Source organism: Marinobacterium zhoushanense (assembly GCF_014641945.1).
GTDB classification, from domain to species: domain Bacteria; phylum Pseudomonadota; class Gammaproteobacteria; order Pseudomonadales; family Balneatricaceae; genus Marinobacterium_D; species Marinobacterium_D zhoushanense.
Genome location: NZ_BMIJ01000001.1, coordinates 146,437 through 164,563 on the forward strand (window position 1 = coordinate 146,437; position 18,127 = coordinate 164,563).

Here is an 18,127-nt window from a genome sequence, read left to right on the forward strand (position 1 = left end):
TACTCTCTTGCCTAGGCCCGGCGAATCGCCACCGGACACTCATCCATGGTGTTGGTGACCTCAATCGCCAACTGCTCCAGTAAGCGAGCCTTCAATTGCGCATAATCCGGATCGGACCAGCGATTATGCGTTTCGCGGGGGTCACGCTCAAAGTCGTAGAGTTCTCCCCAGTCTTCGCCCGGATAGAGCGTTATCCGCCACTGAGTCGAATAGAGCGTCCGACTACGCGAGGCTCTCGATAATCCCATCCTCGGCACATTATCGTTGTGCTCAATGAGTAGCTGCTCACGCCCCTCTCCTTTGCCATAATCGACCAGTAAATTACGTCCCTGCATACCGAAATAGGGTTTGATACCTGCGCGCGCTAAAACGGTCGGTGCTACATCGACAGCACTACCGAGAATCCGAGTTTTTCCACTTCCTGTCACCGAATCCCGCCAGATAAACGGGACTCGATGGATCGACCTGCGCATCCACGGACCTTTCAGCAGCAAGTTTGCATCGCCCAGATAATCTCCGTGATCCGATGTAAAGATGATAACGGTGTTGTCATCAAGCCCCGCCGCTTGCAGCGCCTGGGTAATACTGCCGACCGCATCGTCGATCATATCGATCATCCCACCGGTCAACGCCATCGCTTCCCGCACCTCGCGATCCGTTGCGGCAAACGCATCCTGCGGCGAGTTTGGCAGTTGGCCCTGTCTGAGACGATCCAGTTCAAACTTCAGCGGCAGAGGCTGAACATCGAAATCCTCGGGTACTACATCCAGCTCGAACTGTTCCGGCCTGTAGTGATCCCAATAGCGACCGGGGGGATTGAACGGATGGTGCGGATCGGGAAACGAGACAAACAGGAAAAACGGCTGGTCGGAATCCGACTGCTGCTTTATCCACTCGACCGATCGCTCTTCGATATATCGAGTCGGATACAACGCCTCCGGCATCTTCGTGCGTTTCGCCTGAGGACAGGTGTAATCGTGATCGAACTGGACCTGTGGATCACGGTACTCCTTCCAGCGTTCGGTCTGCTCGCGTAACCACTGGAGGTAATGCCCGCCACAAACATCACCGTGGCTTGTCACCATATCTACATGGTCGAATCCGTAGTAGGGCGTTGGGAACTCATAGACCTCCTCATCCGCGTAACGCCCGGGCTCTTCCTGGACATAGTCTCGATAATCATCCTTCCACGCCTGTGGAATCCGGGCGTTGAACTGCTCTGCAACCTGTTTAGCCAGGGGTGCAGTATTAGTGCCGAACGGCTGAAGATGGCTTTTTCCGATTGCAGCCGTCTTATAGCCCCCCTCCCTCAACACCTCGACAAACGTGTTGGCTCGACTGGAAAGTGCGCATCCGTTATATCGAAGGCCGTGAACACTGGGATACCGCCCCGTCAGTATGCTGGCTCGGTTGGGCATGCAAACCGGTGAAGCCGTATGAAACTCGCTAAACAGCAGTCCTGTTTCTGCCAGCTTATCGATATTCGGCGTATTGATGACCGTATGCCCCATACAGCTCAGCCAGTCGGCTCGTTGCTGGTCGGTCACGATCATTACAAAATTAGGCTGTTTACTCATGTGAGCCCCTCGCTTCATGGAAGCCCAAAATGTCGAGAATAAAAAAGCAGGGTACATTCAAAACAATGAAATTGCTTATCGGTACCCCGTAATGTTGGTGCTTTGGGGCGCGTACGTAAGTTGAATACCGTTGTGGATCAGTAAATCATTCGCTTGAATCGATAGCTCAGGTTCATACCCACCTCAGTGGCTTTCTCGCCGCCATCGTTTTTCGCGTGTATGACACCGGCTCCCAGGGTTAAACCTTTTGCCAGTTTGTAATCGACTCCCAGGCTATACCCCTCATTTCCGCCACCGCCAAGCTGGACGGTTGCTGGAGGATTGTAGGAGTCCCAAGCTTTCAGATAGTTAGCACCGACCTTCCACTTGCCTTTACTCCAGTCCAATCCCCAGTGGACCTGCCTGTCGTCGACATGGATATCGGTCACGTCGTTATCGTATTTTTCGTATGCGTAATAAACGCTGGTGCTAAGTATCGCGCCATCGTTCAGCTTCTTACCCACTTTGAAACCAGCATCTGTACTTTTCTGCAACATATCGTCATTCACAACATGCACAGAGGTATGTGTAAGGCCGGTGCTTAGTTTCAGGCCGCTTGAGGTAGTACCGTTCCACTGAAGCGCCAGCTCATATTCGTCATTCTCGAGCCCAAGATGACTCCAGCTATCCTGATGAGTCGGTGCGGTCCCTTTTCCGGAAAAACCCTCATAGGTGTTTTGTAAATTCATCGAAACACCAAACTTGAAACCGGAAAGGACCGGCGACTGATATCCGATTTTGATCGCGTCCTGGGTATCGCGGGAGAAAGACCGCCAATCACCACCCACAATACCGTTTGGCCAATCCCAGTCATAGTCAGAGCGGCGCATATGTCCACCGGCATATGGCAGGTTGCCCCACCAAGGGATAATACCGGTAAACGCTCCATGCCCTACCGCAAGACCTACTCGGCCTGACTGCATGGGCTTGAGGCGATCTGCAGCACCGTCATCCTCACCAAGGTAGAGAGTACCGTAACGCTTGCTGTCCAGCTGAAGCGAAAGCTCATCCATCTGGTCATTGTCCAGCCATGCATTATCCAACTGGAAAGCACTGTGCAGCTTCACCTCCATCGGGCCATAACTGTCCGAGGTGAATTTGTAACTGGGATCTAGCGAGATAGAGCCGTAATAGTAATGGGGAGTACTACCATCGATATTCTCTTTTGAAGCGACCGGACTTGTTGAATCCGAATAGTCGACAGATGAGAAGCCCGCATGCCCGAAGAAGCCAAGAGCGACATACGCACCCTCTTCCGGGGCTTGATCATGAAGTTCGATATCGGCCGATGCGTATGCAGAACAACCTAAAAAGAGCGCTCCCATAACCGCTATCGAAAGCCTTGATGCGCTAAAACAAGGTTTTTTAGTACAACTAAAAATCTTATCAGACCTGACAGATTTATTATTAGATAGGTTTACTACAGACATAGGAATCCCCGGCCTATCACAAAATAGGCAATTTGTTTTTTTTGTATACGGATTTAGGTGTATTGCGTATGTCTAACAAACTTTATATTCAAGAAACATATATTGACGACCAACTTATGAATCTAGAATCAGACCATAGGCTCCTCCAATAAATATACCGACGCTAATATAAATGGCTTTTTCGTATATGAAACAAATACCACCACCTTTTAAGGCATTTGATTAACCATTAACGTTAGCACTTGTATATGTATTAAATTGTTTTTGACATCACCAATGTATGAAACAAACAACCGATTGTAAAATTTAAATTTGCGTTACCAAACAAACAAAAATGCATGGATGGCACTATCGCTCTTATGTGGCAGCCCCTCACTCAGGCAATCCACATGCGAATAGATCCGCCGACAGATCAAGGGCTAGAGGTACAACAGTCGACAGAGGTCAGTCAGCTGAAAGGAGATAAGAGTGCCATCGCTGCTCGGACAAACTGAGCAGACAGGCAAGATGCTGAAAGGAGTAGGGGAAACAAAACAGGTTAAATTCCCCCCACCGAAAGCGTTAAAAACGCTTGGAGATACCCAAGGAGATGATCAACGGATCCAGGGTGATATCCGCCGATGCCTTGGCACCACCAACCGCCGGCAAGTCACCGCTGGCAGTGGTTTTTGCGTAGATCTTCTTGACGTCGAGAAAGAGGGAAAAGTCTTTGTATACTCTTCCTTCAATACCCCCCTGTAGAACCGCACCGTAGGTGCTGTCGGCCTTGAAATCCGCGATTGCACCATCCTCGGTATCGGTTACCAACGTGTAGTTGACCCCCACCCCCAGATAGGGGCGAATCGCGGCAGGCCCTCCCAGATAGCGGGTCACCGATAGCACCGCCGGTCCATAGGTGACCTTACCCAGAACGCCAGCCGATGCCAGGGTGCCAGTCCCCCTCAACGTTGTTGTCGGTGGCAAACCCAATGTCAAACGGGCCGTCCAGTAGGGATCGATCTGGTAGTTGGCGCCAAACGATAGTCCATTATTGCTCGATGCTTCGCCGTTGCCGCCCGAAATAATAGTTCCATTGGCATAGGCTTTGGCATCGGTGCTGAAGCGGATATGGGCGGGCCCGACAAATACGCTCCAAGGAGAGTCTTCGGCTTGTGCCATATCGACGCAGAGTGTTGCCAGCGTAAGCAGTGCAACCCGTATAGAGCATTGCTTGATCTTCATCTGTATCTCCTGCCTCAGGACAGAGAGCGGCCGCGCCAGCGCTCTGTCTGACGTGAGTTGGCTTGCACTAAGGTCAGTCGCGTCCGGCTTCCAGGATCGCCTGGGCAAAGCGTTTCGGATCGGTGAACAGCAGCTCATGGCTGCCCGGACATTCGACCAGTCGGAACAGTCCTAAACGCTCCGACAAGCGGGGGTGCCAAGGCAGGCTGTGGGGCAAGGCGGTATCCTGCTGACAGTTGACATAAGACTTGCCCACTGCCGATTCGGCGAGCGGCGTCTGCAGATGGGCGGGATCGGTAAAGGTTCGGTAGGGCTGGAGATTGAGTTTTTGATAGCACTCCTGCGCAAACGCCAGCGTCGCATCATTCATGAACGCTTCGCGAAAGACGGGAAAGGGGAAAGTCACCGACTGATTGTTTTCAGCGGCCAGCGCGGCGAACAGTGCTGCATAGTGCGGCGGCACCAGATCGACCAGCGCCTCGCCATCCAGCGGAACGAAGGCGTTGCAGAAGATCACCCGGGAGATGCGTTCGGGAATTCGATCCACCACCTGGGCAATCACCATCCCGCCGTAGCTGTGACCCGCCAGTCGCACGTCGCGAAGATCCTCCGCTTCGATGTAATCGATCAACGATCGCACCGCGTCCTCCAGACCGACAGCGCGTCGATCATCCTCGGGTCGGTTACCGGCCAGCGTCGGGCAGTGGGTCGAGTATCCGGCTTCTCGTATGTGGGCAGCGGTCGCTTCCATCTCGGCACCTGTGTGGCAGGCGCCGTGTACCAAAACATAGTGAGCTGTCATATGAACTCCTCGTGATTGTTGTTTGAGGGTTGAGGAGAGCCCACTGTAAAGCGGCGATTAGCGGACGAATGGACGCACAGAGACAACCTGATGGACGATGAGTGACAATCGATCGCAGCGAGAAGGTATCAGGAACCGGTGCGGGTCTGCTTCGGGGTCTGGCCGGTCACCCGTTTATAGACACGGGTAAAATGGGACGGATCGGCCAGGCCGACCCTGTAGCCGATCTCGGAGATCGACAGGTTTTTAAAGGCCGGCGAGCTGAGCAATCGCTGGGCTATAACGATCCGCTCAGCGATCAGCATCTCGGCGAAGGTTGTTCCCTGCATCGCCAGAGTGCGGTGCAAGGTGCGTACGGAGATCGCCAGGTCATCGGCGATGGCCGCAGCGACAAGACCCGGTTCGGTGCAGCGGGCACGAATCGCATCGCCTATCCCGGCGGCGAGATCCTGGGCCGGTTTCACACGTTGTTGCGCAACGGATTCCGGTTGCAGCGCAAGACAGAGCAATGCCCCCACTTGATCGGCCAGCAGTTTATCCGGCAGAGGCAGCGCACCCACGGCGTTGGGTGAGAGTTGACGCAACAGCGTGCCGAGCGAAAGCCCCCATCCCTGCTGACCGTCAATTCGACGCCCCAGCAAAGCCTCAGGATGGGGCAACCAGTTCTCCAGCCAACTCACCGGCGCCTGCACCGACAGTACCGAGAAGTCATCAGGGAAGTTGAACTCATACCGTTCACGGGAGTCGACCAGCGTCATATCACCGCTTAACAAGCGACCGCCACTGCCCATCTGATGGACCGTCCAGGGCGAGCCGTGGTTATACAAGAGGTAGTAGTAATTCTGGCCGCTACGCGAGATATCGACATGGCGCCGATAGACATGCTGTGCCGTGGCCGACACATCGTTTAGCGTCAGCAGATCCAGGCGTGCCGCTTCCAGATGAGCTCGAAAATCCTCCTTGCGAGACGAGGTGACGTGCATCTCCAGAAACGCCTCGCATACCGCCCCGACCCAATAATCGAGCCGATGATGAGATGCTACCTGATCGGTCGACCAGACTCTCTTTGACTGTCTCATAACCTATTGTTTCTATTATTTTTATTAGTAAAAAAACTCTCAGCATAGAGCAGTACGATACGGCTCTGCGACGCTATTTTCCCGCCGCTATCCGCCGATATGTTATATCCAACTCAATCCGTAACGACAAACCCCCGATGCAATTTTTCCAACCCTCTGCTCGAACAACTCAAGCGAAATAGCCCCTCGGAAGCGCTACTCCGAAAACATCTCGAACAGCAGATTGCGCAGCCAGATATTGCCGGTGTCCTGATGGAAGCGGCGGTGCCAGAACAGGTTGATCTGTGCCGGAGGAATGTCCACCGGATGGGGATGGGCGATCAGGTTCAGCTTTTCCGCGGTCTGCAGCGCCAGCTTCTCGGTAACGGTGGCGATCAGGTCGGTTTCGGCGACGATATAGGGCGCCGACATGAAGTGCGGCAGGTGCAGGCGCACGATACGGTCGATGCCGCTGCGTTTGAGCTGTTTCTCCACCCGGCCGTGGCCGGTGCCCTGGGCTTCGATGATGATGTGCTGCGCCTGGGAGAAGCGCTCCAGCGTCAGTTCCCCCTCCGCCAACGGATGATCCCGGCGCATCAGACAGACATACTGCTGCTCGAACAGGCGGCGCTGGTAGAAGCCCGCCTCCAGCTGCGGCAGCAGGCCCACCGCCAGGTCCACCGAGCCCGCCTCCATATCCTCCTTCAGCGAGCGTCCGGTGTCGCGCACCGTGGTGATCGAGATATCGGGGGCATGAGTCGCCAGATAGGACATCAGCCTCGGTAGCAGGTACATCTCACCCAGGTCGGTCATCGAGATGCAGAAGGAGCGATCGCTGGTGGCGGGGTCGAAGCGCTCCTCGTAGTTCAGGCCATCCTGCAGCGTACTCAGCGCGTAGCCGATCGATTCGGCGATGTTGTCGGCGTAGGGGGTGGGTTTCATGCCGCGGGCGGTGCGCTCGAACAACTCGTCGTTCAGCACCTTGCGCAGCCGCGCCAGCGCATTGCTCACCGCCGGCTGCGACAGTCCGAGCTGCTCTGCCACTACGCCGGTCTTGCGCTCCCGGTACATCAGCTGAAACACGATCAGCAGATTCAGATCGATATCCTGCAAACGGATCATGGCGCCTCTCCAGTCACATCAAGAGTTATTGATGTTGTGAATACATAGTATTTAGGATCTTTTATATCTGAATATCATTCGCCGCCCTATAGTGATTTGCAAGTTCGAAGAATAAGAAATCGCTAACGGAGCGCCGGAATGGAAGTTCGTATAACACCTATAAACAAGACGCTGACCGCCTCCACCGGCACCACTCTGCTGGATCTGCTGCGCGACAATGAGGTGCCTATCTCCTACTCCTGCCTCTCCGGCCGTTGCGGCACCTGCCGCTGCAAGGTGATCGAGGGCGAGGTGAGCGGTCCGGCCGCCGCCGAAGGGCGTCTGGCCAATAACGGCCAGTACGTGCTGGCCTGCCAGAGCCGGGTCGAGAGCGACTGCGTTATCGAAGTGCCGGAGCCAGACGAGGTGGTCACCTTCCCGACCAAAACGCTGAAAGCCACCGTTACCGCCTTTGAGCAGCTGTCCAATGATGTGCGCCGCCTGCGCCTGAAAACCAACAAGCCACTGGAGTATGCTCCCGGCCAGTACGCCAACCTGACCTTCCCCGATGGCACCCGTGCCTACTCCATGGCCGGTTTGGCGGAGGATGGCGAGTTGGAGTTCCATATCCGTCTGGTGCCTAACGGTCGCGTGACCTCGCAGCTGGACAACAGGATCAAGGTCGGCAGCAGCCTGAAACTGAACGGCCCGCTCGGCGCCTCCTACCTGCGCCGCAAACACGAAGGCCCCATGCTCTGTATCGCCAGCGGCACCGGACTTGCGCCGATCCTGTCGATCCTGCGCGGCGCGCTGGAGTCCGGCATGAGCAATGCCATCCATCTGCTGTTCGGCGCCCGTACCGAGGCTGATCTGTACGGCCTCAACTACCTGAACACCCTGGCATCCGACTTCGCCAACTTCAGCTACCGGATCTGCCTCAGCCACAGCCCCGATCACCAGGAGTACTACAACGGTCTGGTCACTGACGCGGTGGCGCAGCACTTCCCCGAGTTGTCCGACTGGCGCATCTATCTGGCCGGTGCCCCGGCGATGGTGGAGGCCGCATCGCTGGCCTGCACCAAGCGGGGCGCGGATATCGAACGGATCTACGCCGACGCGTTTTACCCCAGTGGGGTGTAGCGGCGGCAAAACCTGATAACCGACCAATCCGACCAATAACGATAAGAAGGTAACGAGAGATGAGTAACGACACTCGTATTCCACTTCAGCCGGTATGGGACCAGCCCGATACCAGCCGCATCCCGTTCAAGGTCTACACCGACGAACAGACCCACCAACAGGAGCTGGAGAAACTGTTCTACCGCAACCACTGGTGCTACGTCGGCCTTGAAGCCGAGATCCCTGAACCGGGCGACTTCAAGCGTACGGTGATCGGCGAGCGTTCGGTGATCATGGTCCGTGACAACGAAGGCATGATCAATGTGGTGGAGAACGTCTGCGCCCATCGCGGCATGCGCTTCTGCCGCAAGAAGCACGGTAACGCCAAGGAGCTGGTCTGCCCCTATCACCAGTGGAACTACGACCTGAAGGGCAACCTGCAGGGTGTACCCTTCCGCCGCGGCGTGAAGCAGGACGGCGAGGTGAAGGGCGGCATGCCGAAGGATTTCAAACCCGCCGAGCATGGCCTGACCCAGCTGCGTGTCGCCCAGCGAGGCGGCGTGGTGTTCGCCAGCTTCGATGAGAATGTGGAGCCGTTCGAGGAGTTCATCGGCCCGCAGATGCTGCACTACTTCGACCGCCTGTTTAACGGCCGCAAGCTCAAGCTGCTCGGCTACAACAAGCAGCGCATTCCCGGTAACTGGAAGCTGATGCAGGAGAACATCAAGGACCCCTACCATCCCGGCCTGCTGCACACCTGGTTCGTCACCTTCGGACTCTGGCGCGCCGACAACCGCTCTGAGCTGAAGATGGATGAGCACCACCGCCACGCGGCGATGATCTCCACCCGCGGCCAGGGCGGCAAGAACGCCCAGACCACCAACGTCAGCAGCTTCAAGGAGGAGATGAAGCTGAACGACCCGCGCTTCCTCGATGTCGAGGTGGAACCCTGGTGGAACGGCCCCACCGCGGTAATGATGACGGTGTTCCCCAGCGTGATCCTGCAGCAGCAGGTCAACAGCGTCAGCACCCGCCATATCCAGCCCAACGGCCACGACTCCTTCGACTTCGTCTGGACCCACTTCGGCTTCGAGGACGACACCCCGGAGATGACCGAGCGCCGCCTGCGCCAGGCCAACCTGTTCGGCCCGGCCGGTTTCGTCTCCGCCGACGACGGCGAGGTGATCGAGTTCTCTCAGGAGGGGTTCGAGCAGAAACCGTTCCACCGCTCGCTGGCGGAACTGGGTGGACGCGAGATCGAAGAGACCGACCACATGGTGTCGGAGACGCTGATCCGCGGCATGTACGAATACTGGCGCAAGCAGATGGAGGTCTGACCATGAACAGTACGACGATGAATATGGAGATCTACCTGCAACTGACTCAGTTCTACCAGGATTATGCCGCGGCCGTGGACGCCGCCGACTGGGATAGCTGGATCGAGATGTTCGCCGACGACTGCACCTACCGCATCCAGTCGCGCGAGAACCACGAGCGTAATCTGCCGATGGCGGCGTTGTCGCTGGATGGCAAGGGGATGCTGAAGGACCGCATCTACGGCATCACCGAGACCATCTTCCACGACCCGTACATGCAGAACCATGTGATCGCCGCGCCACGCATTCTCGGCCTGTCGCCGGATCTGATCGAGGCCCAGGCCAACTATGCCGTGTTCCGCACCAAGAACGACGGCATCGCCCAGGTGTTCAACGTCGGTCGCTATATCGACCGCATCCGCCAGACCGCGGACGGCCTGCGTATCGAGTCGCGGATCTGCGTGTTCGACAACGACATGATCCTGAACTCCCTGATCTATCCGATCTGACCTTCTAAAGATGAGGTAACCCATGAGCGAAAACTGGATCCCCGTCAGCGAGCTCGAGGCGATTCCCGACGACGACGTCATCGGCGTTGCGGTGAATGGCCATCAGATCGCGCTGTACAAGGTTGACGGTGAGGTCTTCGCCACTGACAACGTCTGCTCCCATGGGCAGGCGTTGCTCAGCGACGGCTTTCTCGAAGATGGCGAAATCGAATGCCCGCTGCACCAGGGGCGCTTCTGCATCAAGAGCGGCAAGGCGATGTGCGACCCACTGACCGAGGATATCCGCACCTACACCACCCGCGTCGAGGGCGAGGAGGTAATGCTGCTGCTCGATTAGTAACCCAACACAACCAGCACATAACTATAAGTACACTGGAGAATAATAATGAAACGCACAGTTCTATCACTGATCACCGGCCTGTCACTCAGCCTCGGCGCCAGCCTGGCCTCCGCCCAGATGCTCTCCTTCGCCTCTCCGCCGCAGGGTTCGGTGTGGAACACCATGAGCACTGCCATGGCCAACGTGGCGCGTTCGGAGAAAGACCTGAATGCACTGGTACAGCCGTTCAGCGGCAACCGCGCCATGATGGACGCGGTGGACCAGGGACTGGCCGAATTCGCCATCAATGACGTCAACGACGTGATCGTCGCCGCCCGCGGTGCCGAGGACTACAAGGATCGCAAACGCAGCAACCTGCGCGTGGCGCTGCGGATCAGCCCACAGCCGATCGGCATCTTCGTGCGCAAGGACTCCGGCATCAACAGCATCCAGGATCTGGCCGGCAAGCGCGTCGCCGCCGGTTGGAACGCTTTTCCGCTCGGCCGTCCGCACATGGCCGCCATGCTTGCCACCGGTGGCCTGGGCTGGGACGACGTGGAGCAGGTGCCGGTGCCGGACCTGATCCGCGCCGCTGACGCCCTCGCCTCCGGCCGAATCGACGCTACCTACTTCGCCGTGGGCGGACCCAAGGTGGCCGAAGTGGATGCCTCGGTCGGTGGTGTGAAGTTCATCCCGGTCTCCTCCGATCCGACCGCCAACGACGCCATGGCGCAGATCCGCCCGGCGTTCTACTACTCGGTGGTGAAACCGGCGCCGCACTACGCCGGTGTCGAATCCCCCATCGAGATGGTCACCTGGGACAACGTGCTGGTGGTCGGTGCCCAGGTTCCCGAGGAGGAGGTGTACCAGATGGTCGCCTCGGTGCTGGAGAACAAGCAGAAGCTGAGCCAGCTGTTCCCCGGCTTCAAGGCGCTGGCCGTCGACGCACCCTACAAGATCTACCCGAGCCTCGACTACCACCCCGGTGCCGTTCGCTACTTCAAGGAAAAAGGGCTCTGGCACGAATAACCGGCACGAATAAGCAGTTGCCTGTAGGAGGCCTGTCATGAGCAATCATGCACCTGTTCGCGAAACCGATGTTCTTGAACATCAGGCTCTGGCAATGATCCGGACTCTGCTCGGATCCCTCATTGCCCTTGCCGCCATCGCATACGCATCTGACCTGTTCAGCCGCTTGGGGCTGGCGATCTACACCGAGCAGTACCTGGCTGTGGTGCTCGGCAGCAGTCTGGCGCTGGTGTTCCTCAAACCCCGTGCAAACCTGACCCGGCGTCGTATCGACGCCCTGGTCGCGGTTATCGCCTTCATTGCCGGATGCTACTTGGCGATTCAATACCCGGTACTGGTAGAGCATCAGTTGGATATGCCGCCGGCGGCTCTGGTGCTGTCGGGCCTGTTCTTCGTGCTGGTGCTTGAGGGGTTGCGCCGTGTGGTCGGTATCACCCTGGTGCTGGTGGTGCTGGGCTTTCTCGCCTTCGCCCTGCTTGGCCACCATCTGTCCGGCCCGCTGCAGACGCGGCAGGTCGAGCTGGACCGGCTGCTGGTCTACGTCGGCATCGACACCAACGGCATGCTCGGCCTGACCCTGAGCGTAGCCGCCACCATCGTGATCGGCTTCGTACTGTTCGGCCAGTTGCTGCTGCGCTCCGGCGGCGCCGACTTCTTCAACGATCTGGCGCTGGCTCTAATGGGCCGCTCTCGGGGCGGCTCAGGCAAGATCGCCACCATCGCCTCGGCGCTGTTCGGCTCCATCTCCGGCGTGGTGGTATCCAATATCGTCGCCACCGGCGTGGTGACGATACGGATGATGAAACAGGGCGGTTTCAAACCCGAGACCGCCGCCGCCATCGAGACAGTCGCCTCCACCGGCGGGCAGATCATGCCGCCGGTAATGGGCGCGGTCGCCTTCCTGATGGCGGAGTTCCTGCAGATCAGCTACGCCGAGGTGGTGCTGGCAGCACTGGTACCGGCGCTGCTCTACTATGCCGCACTGTTCATCCAGGTCGACCTGGAAGCGGCCAAGGAGGAGATCAAGAAGATCGACCCGGCGCTGATCCCGCCGCAAAAACAGGTGCTGAGCCAGGGCTGGATCTTCGTCATCCCCTTCGCCGCGGTGATCGGCGCCCTGTTCTTCTTCAATATGCGCCCGGAAACCGCCGCCCTCTGGGGCGCGCTCGGCGCGCTGATCGTTGGCATCACCCGCGGCTACAAGGGCAAGCGAATGCACCTGCGCGAGCTGCGTGACGCACTGGCGGAAACCGGTCACTCCATCGTCGATATCATCATGATCGGCGCCGCCGCAGGCTTTATCATCGGCATCCTCAACGTCACCGGCCTCGGCTTCGGCCTCACCTACGCGCTGGTACAGCTGGGTAACGGCAACCTGTTCCTGCTGCTGTTGATCTCCGCTGCGGTCTGCATCGTACTCGGCATGGGCATGCCCACCGTCGGCGTCTACCTGCTGCTGGCAGTACTGGTCGCCCCGTCGCTGGTACAGGTCGGGGTCGAGCCTATCGCCGCGCATCTGTTCATCTTCTACATGGGCATGATGTCGATGATCACTCCGCCGATCGCCATCGGCGCGTTCTTCGCCGCGAGCATCGCCAAGGCCGACCCGATCAAGACCGCCTTCACCGCCATGCGCCTGGGCTGGACCGCCTACATCGTCCCCTTCCTGTTCGTCACCACTCCCGCCCTGCTGCTGATCGGCGACCCTCTGTCGATCACGGTCGCAGTGGCCAGTGCACTGCTCGGGGTGTGGGCGATCTCGGTGGCCTTCGTCGGTTACTTCGGCCAGCGGCTGGTGATCGGCGGACGTCTGGCCTTTGCCCTGGCCGGCGGGCTGCTGCTGTTCCCCATGTCATCCGGCGATATCGGCCTGACCCTGCTGCTGCGTGCCACGGCCCTGCTGATCGTCGTCTCGCTGGTGCTCGTCGGCCGCTCGACCCGTCAACGGCTGGCCGCGCAAACCAAATAAGGACACGCCATGCAACTGTACAGCTTCTTCAACAGCTCCACCTCCTACCGCGTGCGTATCGCGTTGGCACTGAAGGAGGTGGCCTACGACTACCGCGGCGTCAACATCCGCAGCGGCGAGCAACGGCAGGCCGGATATGTCGAACTCAACCCGGCCAAAGGCGTGCCGGTGCTGGTGAGCGACGACGGCGGTTCGCTGACCCAGTCGATGGCGATCGTCCAGTACCTGGACGACACCCTGGGCGGCCCGCGCCTGATCCCCAACCAACCGCTGCAGAAAGCGCGGGTACTGGAGCTCGCCAATGCCATCGCCTGCGATATGCATCCGGTCAACAACCTCAAGGTGCTGGGCTACCTGACAAACAACCTGGGTATCAGCGAAGAGCAGAAGAAAACCTGGTACGCCCACTGGGTCGCCGAGGGGTTTTCGGCGGTGGAGGCACTACTGGAACGTTACGGCAGCCAACCCTACTGCTTTGGCGATCAACCGACGCTGGCGGACTGCTGCCTCGTGCCCCAGGTGGCCAATGCGCTGCGCATGGGGTGCGATCTAAGCCCCTATCCGCGCGTCATGTCGATCTACGAGCACTGCCGCACACAACCCGCGTTCATTCAGGCGGAACCGGCCAGACAGCCGGATTACGTTGACTGACAAAGCGCATCGACTGAAAGAATAGAAGAACCGAGGAGAGACGAGATGCAATCTCTGGGAACCCTGGAAGAGCTGCCGCAGGAGTACCGCGACAACCTGACCGATCTGAACCTGGTACCGCTCTGGCCCAGCATGCGCGCGCTGCTGCCCTACAAGGTACCGAGCCGCAATACGCAAACCCTGAACTGGCGCTACGAAAGCGTGCGCCCGCTGCTGATGGAAGCCGGGGAGCTGACACCGATGGAAAAGGCGGAGCGCCGGGTGCTGGTGCTGGCCAATCCAGGCCACGGCCTGACCAATATGCAGGCCACGCCAAGTATCTACCTCGGCCTGCAGCTGATCCTGCCCGGCGAGACCGCGCCGAACCATCGCCACACACCAAACGCGGTGCGCATCATCGTCGAAGGCGAAGGCGCTTACACCACTGTCGACGGCGAACCCTGCCGCATGGAGCGCGGCGACCTGATCCTGACCCCCTCCGGCAAGTGGCACGAACACCACCACGAGGGTGAAGGCCCCATCGTCTGGCTCGACGTGCTCGACCTGCCGCTGATCTACCGGCTGGAGGGTTCTTGGGCGATAGAGGGCGAGCCGCAACCGAATAGCCGTGCCCGCGACAGATCCTTTGCTGAGTACAGTGCCGCTGGCGTGGTGCCCAATATCGGCTTCAAGCGCGAGAGCACCGACTCTCCCCTGCTGCGCTACCCCTGGAGCAGGACCCGCGCCTGCCTGACCGAGATGGCCGAGCACTATGCCGAGGGGCTGCTGCGTATCAGCTACGTCAACCCGGAGACCGGCACCAGCCTGTTCCCGAGCATCGGCTTCGGCGCCATCATGCTGCGCCCGGGCGAGACAGCCCTGCTGCCCAGGCGCACAACGGCCTGTGTTTTCCACGCCGTCGAAGGTGCGGGCACCCTGCAGGTGGACGCGGGCGAGGCGCTGAGCTGGCAGGCTCGGGACACCCTGAGTGCGCCGGGTTACAGCGAGATTGTGCTGACCAACGCATCCGATAGCGAGCCCGCGTTCTTCATTACCGCCGACGAGGAGCCGCTGCACCAGTATCTGGGCATCTTCTGAGCCTGATCCCGACAACCGTTACGCAATGAACACTGACCCAACGAATGTAGAGAACATATCATGACCCATACCCTATTCCCGGCTCCGGCCCCGGTTCTGGCCGATATCCACGGCAGCGATGCCAAGTTTCCGGTCAACCGAATCTTCTGCGTCGGCCGCAACTATCTGGCGCACGCCGCCGAGATGGGCGTCAGCGTCGACAAGAGCACCCAGGAGCCGTTCTACTTCACCAAGCACCCAAGCAGCCTGGTACCTAGCGGCGCCACCATCCCCTACCCGCCGCAGACCACCAACTACCACTACGAGATGGAGTTTGTCGTCGCCATCGGCAAGGCCGGTTTCGAGGTGACCGAGGAACAGGCCGATGAACTGGTCTTCGGCTATGCCGCCGGGCTCGATATGACCCGCCGCGACCTGCAGTTAAAGGCACGCGAAGCCGGTCGTCCTTGGGATCTGGGCAAGGATTTCGAACAGTCCGCCATCCTCACGCCGATCGTACCAGTGGCACAAACCAGCATCATCGATCAAGGCAAGATCGAGCTGGCCGTGAACGGCGAGGTACAACAATCCTCCGACCTTGAACTGCTGATCTGGAATGTGCGCGAGATCATCGCTCACCTGTCCAAATTCTACCATCTACAGCCTGGCGATCTGATCTACACCGGTACGCCCGAGGGTGTAGGTCCGGTTATCGCCGGTGACCGGATCACTGGATTCATCGACAGGGTCGGCGAGATCGAACTGACGATTGCACCCTAAACGCTATAGCCTTCTGTAAAAATGGAGTTCCTGCCGCTGCGTTGCGGGCGGCAGGGACACGCTTTGTTGTTGGTGTGGATAGCGGGGTTGCTAACCTGGTCTGCTGGTTGGGATATCCGTCATATGAACACTGTTCCTGTACACACTGTTTTTGTACAACTGGTGCGTAAACACGCCTGCTGTATAAAAACGTTAAATTTATTGAGTAACCAAGGTATTAACGTAACGAAATTACTCAAAACCCTCACAGTATAAAAAACACTCTATTCAGCCCCAGCTATCCTTAACACATCAATAAATTGCCCATATAATTTAAAACCGATTACTCTCAAAAAAATTAGTCATAATCTTGATCGTCACTATCAGTAAAAATTGTCAAAGTTCTATTAAGGTTGCTCTCCTCACATATCCCCTGATATTCAAACCAACTAATGATGTTATTGCTCACGACGATACTACCCGATACGACAAATGAACCGGCAGGAATTACGATACCATAGATAAGCAAACACGCTTTCCCGTCCATACCGCTGGAGCATACGCTGCGGTCATACTCCTGATAGACCAATTCCATTTTTGGATGGGAAAGTTTGCATCCTGACGCGGTTACCGCGTCGTCTTTTTGGGCAGGCATAAACATACATGAGCTCAGCACCGCGGCGCTAAATATCGAGACTGATATTCTTAAGTAGCCACCCATAAAATACGGTCTCTAACTTTTATGGAACATAGTCAAAGCAAACATGCCCAGGATCATATCTATCCGTTTGCTCTGAACCATGAACGCACTAAGGCTATGATACCAAACACAGAGATAGCTGGTATCAGGTTTCATTGAAGCACTACACTATCTGCATCGCGAATTATGACCCTTTCGGAACAGTTATGAAGCTTAAAGGACTAACGATGCATTACCTCCGGTGGGCAATTGCCTGTTCGACCCTGACCGTTCTTTGGCTCTCCCCTGTTACCGCCGAGGCACGCGAGCGGGTTTCCAGCTTTGTCTATGTCGGTTGCAACCGGGTAGGCTTCGGCGCGACAGATCCCGCTCCCAGCACCGCAAACGTGGCGCAGTTGCAGCAGACCCTCGCCGATATCGCCGCGCTGCCGGTCAAACCCGACTACTTCTTCTTCGTCGGCGATATGGTGCTGGGGATGCAGGCAGACGGGGGTAAAACCCTGACCCGCGAGCTGGACGCCTGGAAGGTGCTGGTGAACCAGAACCGGTTTGCCGACAGTGGGATCGAGTTGCTGCCATTGGTGGGCAACCATGAAGCCGACGCATCGACAAAGATGGGCGACGGCAGCTATGTGGAGTATCCAGATGCTGCCAATCTCGCCGCCTGGGTCGCCTGGCTGGATCGGCATCATCTGGCAAAAGCACACAACGGCCCTAATGGAGCGACGGAGCTTAAGCACGATCTGCTGGCTGAAGATAACAACCAGACCCAGAGTTACTCCTTTGATGACCTCAGCACTGGCGTTCACTACCTGCTGCTGAATACCGATTCTCTCTCCACAGTCTCGAATCCGGCATTGCCAGACAAGACCGTGGCCAGTTGGGTGCCGTTGCACTGGGTTGAGCAGGATATCGCCAAGGCCGAAACGAACCCGCAAATCGACAAGATCGTGGTGCTGGCCCATAAGCCCTTGGTGCTGGATAATCCGGGACCTCACGATATCGTCTACAACACCACCCCCTATAAGCTGGCCGATGATCTGTTAACGCTGTTCAGCAACACGCCCAAATTTGCCGGGTACTTTGCCGCCCATGCCCACGAGTGGCGCTATACCGACAAGCTCGGGCCGAACCGGAACGTGACTCAGATACTGGCCGGCAATGGTGGCAGCCAGTTGGACGCTGGCTGGTCTCCCGAGGGGGGAGCCTACTTCGGCTTTACCCAGGTCAATCTGTATGACGACAACACTGTGGGGATCGTCTCCTACGCCCGTCCGGCACCGACGCCATACGATTCCACCGACCCTCAGCCGGCGGCTAAATCCAGCGAGGAGATTTTCTTTCCCGTCATCGGCAAGTGATCGCGGATGGGTGATCAGGTTAAGAGCCGGCTGCACCATAAAGAAATCAGCGCACATCGCAGGGAAGATCCCCAAACAGCCCTCTATACTTCAAACATACTGGCCTTGGTT

General features: G+C 57.8%; 17 protein-coding genes. 10 read left to right on the top strand and 7 right to left on the bottom strand.

The genetic code is table 11. The annotated features are described in order from the left end of the window. Window positions 1-11: 11 nt before the first annotated feature. The 6 genes from IEX40_RS00720 to IEX40_RS00745 form a co-directional block, all read right to left on the bottom strand. On the bottom strand, window positions 12-1,577 hold the full coding sequence (locus tag IEX40_RS00720; RefSeq protein ID WP_188745196.1) for a sulfatase family protein: 1,566 nt from the start codon (window positions 1,575-1,577) through the stop codon (window positions 12-14). Window positions 1,578-1,714: 137 nt separating this feature from the next. Continuing rightward, on the bottom strand, window positions 1,715-3,046 hold the full coding sequence (locus tag IEX40_RS00725) for a porin (protein ID WP_229680441.1): 1,332 nt from the start codon (window positions 3,044-3,046) through the stop codon (window positions 1,715-1,717). Window positions 3,047-3,607: 561 nt separating this feature from the next. After that, complete coding sequence (locus tag IEX40_RS00730; protein WP_229680443.1) at window positions 3,608-4,267, bottom strand: OmpW/AlkL family protein; 660 nt, start codon at window positions 4,265-4,267, stop codon at window positions 3,608-3,610. Window positions 4,268-4,340: 73 nt separating this feature from the next. Then, the gene (locus IEX40_RS00735) at window positions 4,341-5,069 is read right to left on the bottom strand and encodes an alpha/beta fold hydrolase (protein ID WP_188745197.1); all 729 of its coding nucleotides are present in this window, start codon (window positions 5,067-5,069) and stop codon (window positions 4,341-4,343) included. 128 nt (window positions 5,070-5,197) lie between these two features. Next, entirely contained in the window at window positions 5,198-6,148 is a 951-nt protein-coding gene (locus IEX40_RS00740; RefSeq protein WP_188745198.1) for an AraC-like ligand-binding domain-containing protein, read from the bottom strand. 195 nt (window positions 6,149-6,343) lie between these two features. Beyond that, the gene (locus tag IEX40_RS00745; protein ID WP_229680445.1) at window positions 6,344-7,249 is read right to left on the bottom strand and encodes a LysR family transcriptional regulator; all 906 of its coding nucleotides are present in this window, start codon (window positions 7,247-7,249) and stop codon (window positions 6,344-6,346) included. A gap of 138 nt (window positions 7,250-7,387) precedes the next feature. Here IEX40_RS00745 and IEX40_RS00750 point away from each other — a divergent pair, with 138 nt between their 5' ends. From IEX40_RS00750 to IEX40_RS00790, 9 genes are read left to right on the top strand one after another with little or no spacing between them, the layout of a single operon-like run. Next, window positions 7,388-8,368, top strand: coding sequence for a 2Fe-2S iron-sulfur cluster-binding protein (locus IEX40_RS00750; protein WP_188745199.1), 981 nt, complete (start codon window positions 7,388-7,390; stop codon window positions 8,366-8,368). Between the two features lie 59 nt (window positions 8,369-8,427). After that, window positions 8,428-9,684 (top strand): aromatic ring-hydroxylating dioxygenase subunit alpha, encoded by a 1,257-nt coding sequence (locus IEX40_RS00755; protein WP_188745200.1) that lies wholly within the window; start codon window positions 8,428-8,430, stop codon window positions 9,682-9,684. Between the two features lie 2 nt (window positions 9,685-9,686). Further along, on the top strand, window positions 9,687-10,172 hold the full coding sequence (locus IEX40_RS00760) for an aromatic-ring-hydroxylating dioxygenase subunit beta (protein ID WP_229680447.1): 486 nt from the start codon (window positions 9,687-9,689) through the stop codon (window positions 10,170-10,172). A gap of 22 nt (window positions 10,173-10,194) precedes the next feature. Beyond that, window positions 10,195-10,509 (top strand): non-heme iron oxygenase ferredoxin subunit, encoded by a 315-nt coding sequence (locus tag IEX40_RS00765; protein WP_188745201.1) that lies wholly within the window; start codon window positions 10,195-10,197, stop codon window positions 10,507-10,509. A 48-nt stretch (window positions 10,510-10,557) separates the two neighbouring features. Beyond that, on the top strand, window positions 10,558-11,520 hold the full coding sequence (locus IEX40_RS00770; protein ID WP_188745202.1) for a TAXI family TRAP transporter solute-binding subunit: 963 nt from the start codon (window positions 10,558-10,560) through the stop codon (window positions 11,518-11,520). A gap of 37 nt (window positions 11,521-11,557) precedes the next feature. Further along, window positions 11,558-13,489, top strand: a complete 1,932-nt coding sequence (locus tag IEX40_RS00775) for a TRAP transporter permease (protein ID WP_188745203.1) — start codon at window positions 11,558-11,560, stop codon at window positions 13,487-13,489. 9 nt (window positions 13,490-13,498) lie between these two features. Further along, on the top strand, window positions 13,499-14,140 hold the full coding sequence (gene maiA / locus IEX40_RS00780; protein ID WP_188745204.1) for a maleylacetoacetate isomerase: 642 nt from the start codon (window positions 13,499-13,501) through the stop codon (window positions 14,138-14,140). 45 nt (window positions 14,141-14,185) lie between these two features. Then, the gene (locus IEX40_RS00785; RefSeq protein ID WP_188745205.1) at window positions 14,186-15,217 is read left to right on the top strand and encodes a cupin domain-containing protein; all 1,032 of its coding nucleotides are present in this window, start codon (window positions 14,186-14,188) and stop codon (window positions 15,215-15,217) included. Window positions 15,218-15,277: 60 nt separating this feature from the next. Then, window positions 15,278-15,976: a fumarylacetoacetate hydrolase family protein gene (locus IEX40_RS00790; protein WP_188745206.1), complete on the top strand. Its 699-nt coding sequence runs from the start codon at window positions 15,278-15,280 to the stop codon at window positions 15,974-15,976. A gap of 337 nt (window positions 15,977-16,313) precedes the next feature. Here IEX40_RS00790 and IEX40_RS00795 read toward each other — a convergent pair whose 3' ends face one another. Beyond that, on the bottom strand, window positions 16,314-16,616 hold the full coding sequence (locus IEX40_RS00795; RefSeq protein WP_188745207.1) for a hypothetical protein: 303 nt from the start codon (window positions 16,614-16,616) through the stop codon (window positions 16,314-16,316). Window positions 16,617-16,882: 266 nt separating this feature from the next. On the opposite strand from IEX40_RS00795, the gene IEX40_RS00800 reads away from it, so the two are divergent. Further along, the gene (locus IEX40_RS00800) at window positions 16,883-18,016 is read left to right on the top strand and encodes a metallophosphoesterase (RefSeq protein WP_188745208.1); all 1,134 of its coding nucleotides are present in this window, start codon (window positions 16,883-16,885) and stop codon (window positions 18,014-18,016) included. Window positions 18,017-18,127: the final 111 nt, after the last annotated feature.

Bases quoted from the DNA above. Each gene is read 5' to 3' on its own strand.
- IEX40_RS00775 (WP_188745203.1), top strand. From the start codon at position 11,558: ATGAGCAATCATGCACCTGTTCGCGAAACCGATGTTCTTGAACATCAG.
- maiA (WP_188745204.1), top strand. From the start codon at position 13,499: ATGCAACTGTACAGCTTCTTCAACAGCTCCACCTCCTACCGCGTGCGT.
- IEX40_RS00750 (WP_188745199.1), top strand. From the start codon at position 7,388: ATGGAAGTTCGTATAACACCTATAAACAAGACGCTGACCGCCTCCACC.
- IEX40_RS00795 (WP_188745207.1), bottom strand. From the start codon at position 16,616: ATGTTTATGCCTGCCCAAAAAGACGACGCGGTAACCGCGTCAGGATGC.
- IEX40_RS00745 (WP_229680445.1), bottom strand. From the start codon at position 7,249: ATGATCCGTTTGCAGGATATCGATCTGAATCTGCTGATCGTGTTTCAG.
- IEX40_RS00760 (WP_229680447.1), top strand. From the start codon at position 9,687: ATGAACAGTACGACGATGAATATGGAGATCTACCTGCAACTGACTCAG.
- IEX40_RS00730 (WP_229680443.1), bottom strand. From the start codon at position 4,267: ATGAAGATCAAGCAATGCTCTATACGGGTTGCACTGCTTACGCTGGCA.
- IEX40_RS00755 (WP_188745200.1), top strand. From the start codon at position 8,428: ATGAGTAACGACACTCGTATTCCACTTCAGCCGGTATGGGACCAGCCC.
- IEX40_RS00785 (WP_188745205.1), top strand. From the start codon at position 14,186: ATGCAATCTCTGGGAACCCTGGAAGAGCTGCCGCAGGAGTACCGCGAC.
- IEX40_RS00720 (WP_188745196.1), bottom strand. From the start codon at position 1,577: ATGAGTAAACAGCCTAATTTTGTAATGATCGTGACCGACCAGCAACGA.
- IEX40_RS00735 (WP_188745197.1), bottom strand. From the start codon at position 5,069: ATGACAGCTCACTATGTTTTGGTACACGGCGCCTGCCACACAGGTGCC.
- IEX40_RS00725 (WP_229680441.1), bottom strand. From the start codon at position 3,046: ATGTCTGTAGTAAACCTATCTAATAATAAATCTGTCAGGTCTGATAAG.
- IEX40_RS00790 (WP_188745206.1), top strand. From the start codon at position 15,278: ATGACCCATACCCTATTCCCGGCTCCGGCCCCGGTTCTGGCCGATATC.
- IEX40_RS00740 (WP_188745198.1), bottom strand. From the start codon at position 6,148: ATGAGACAGTCAAAGAGAGTCTGGTCGACCGATCAGGTAGCATCTCAT.
- IEX40_RS00800 (WP_188745208.1), top strand. From the start codon at position 16,883: ATGCATTACCTCCGGTGGGCAATTGCCTGTTCGACCCTGACCGTTCTT.
- IEX40_RS00765 (WP_188745201.1), top strand. From the start codon at position 10,195: ATGAGCGAAAACTGGATCCCCGTCAGCGAGCTCGAGGCGATTCCCGAC.
- IEX40_RS00770 (WP_188745202.1), top strand. From the start codon at position 10,558: ATGAAACGCACAGTTCTATCACTGATCACCGGCCTGTCACTCAGCCTC.